This window comes from Streptomyces sp. NPDC048297 (assembly GCF_043201585.1).
Classification (GTDB): domain Bacteria; phylum Actinomycetota; class Actinomycetes; order Streptomycetales; family Streptomycetaceae; genus Streptomyces.
Map to the genome: position 1 here is coordinate 1 of NZ_JBICZA010000095.1, position 1,210 is coordinate 1,210.

Below are 1,210 nucleotides of genomic sequence, written 5' to 3' on the forward strand. Positions count from 1 at the left end.
GTGAGTTGATGTCCGTTTCGCGCTTTCGGGAGGGGTGGGCGTGCTGGCCGCGATGTCGCCGGGTGGCTACGGTCGCGGTTGGGTGAACAAGCCCTGCTCGGTCTCGGCCAGGATTCCGCGCTCGGCCAGCCGCTTCAGCTTCAGGCGGATGTTGTTGATGTTGTCGGGCGTGATCTCCATGTCCATCGCCTCGCACACCTGCCGCGCCCGCAGTGGCGCGTCGGCCGCGGCGAACACCGCCATGATCTGCTGGTAGGCCGGACGGTCCGGCACTTTCGGGGCCGGCGGCGCGGGCGGCCGCGGGTCGGGCAGCTCCAGCAGTGTCTTGCGGGTGATCCGGACCTCCTCGACGGTCCGGCCGAGCTCGTCCAGCCGTGCGGTCAGCTGTGCGATCTGCTCGCTCATCGCCTCGGCCTGTGCGGCGATCTCCCGTTCCCGCTCCTCCAGCCGCGCCAGCACCGCCCCGAGGGTCAGCTCCCCGCCACTCATGCGCTGCGCCAGGTCGCAGCGGCGGACCCGGTCGGCCCGCGCAATATCACCGCGGTCATCGCCCAGTACACCCGCGACTCCGAAGTGCGCGGCAGGTGCTCGTAGTCGCGCACCAGCCTGCGGTGCAGCATCAAGATCCCGTAAGCGCGCTTTACGATCCACCGTTTGGGGATCGGCACGAACCCGGTCTGAGCCGGGTTGCGCTCGACGATCTCCACCTCGATGCCCACCGTTTCCCCGTGCGCGACGGCGGCGCTCTTGAAGCCCTGGTCGACCAGGGCCTTCTCCACGGTGTCGGTGCCGGCGGCGACCTTGTCCAGCAGCGCGATGCCGGCGGCGTTGTCGTGCACGGACGCGGCGATCACCACCACCGCGATCACCAGGCCCAACACGTCAACGGCCAGGCCACGCTTGCGGCCCGGTACTTTTTTTGCCGCATCACACCCCGTCGACTCCGAGGGCACCCCGGCCGCCGCGTGCACGCTCTGGGTGTCGAGCACCACCAGGCTCGGGTCCGCCTTCCGCCGCGCCTTCTCCCGCACCTGCCGGCGCAGCAGGTCGTGGATGGTCTGATCGGTGCCGTCGTCGCGCCACTTGGTGAAGCAGCACATCACCGCGCCGCGCGGAGGCAGGTCGTGCGGAAGCAGGTCCCACTGGCAGCCAGTGCGACCCTGGTAGAGGAGCGCGTTGACGATCTCCCGCATCTCGTACCGGCCCCGGT

At 69.8% G+C, this 1,210-nt stretch carries 2 protein-coding genes; both read right to left on the reverse strand.

Features of this window, described 5'->3' with window-relative positions; genetic code table 11:
- Positions 1-66 precede the first annotated feature (66 nt).
- Positions 67-489 (reverse strand): hypothetical protein, encoded by a 423-nt coding sequence (locus ACGFYV_RS37545; RefSeq protein WP_393883033.1) that lies wholly within the window; start codon positions 487-489, stop codon positions 67-69.
- Positions 486-1,210: IS5 family transposase (locus tag ACGFYV_RS37550; protein ID WP_393883034.1), on the reverse strand; the 725-nt coding region annotated here is incomplete at its 5' end. The genes ACGFYV_RS37545 and ACGFYV_RS37550, both read right to left, overlap by 4 nt.

Bases quoted from the DNA above. Each gene is read 5' to 3' on its own strand.
- ACGFYV_RS37545 (WP_393883033.1), bottom strand. From the start codon at position 489: ATGAGTGGCGGGGAGCTGACCCTCGGGGCGGTGCTGGCGCGGCTGGAG.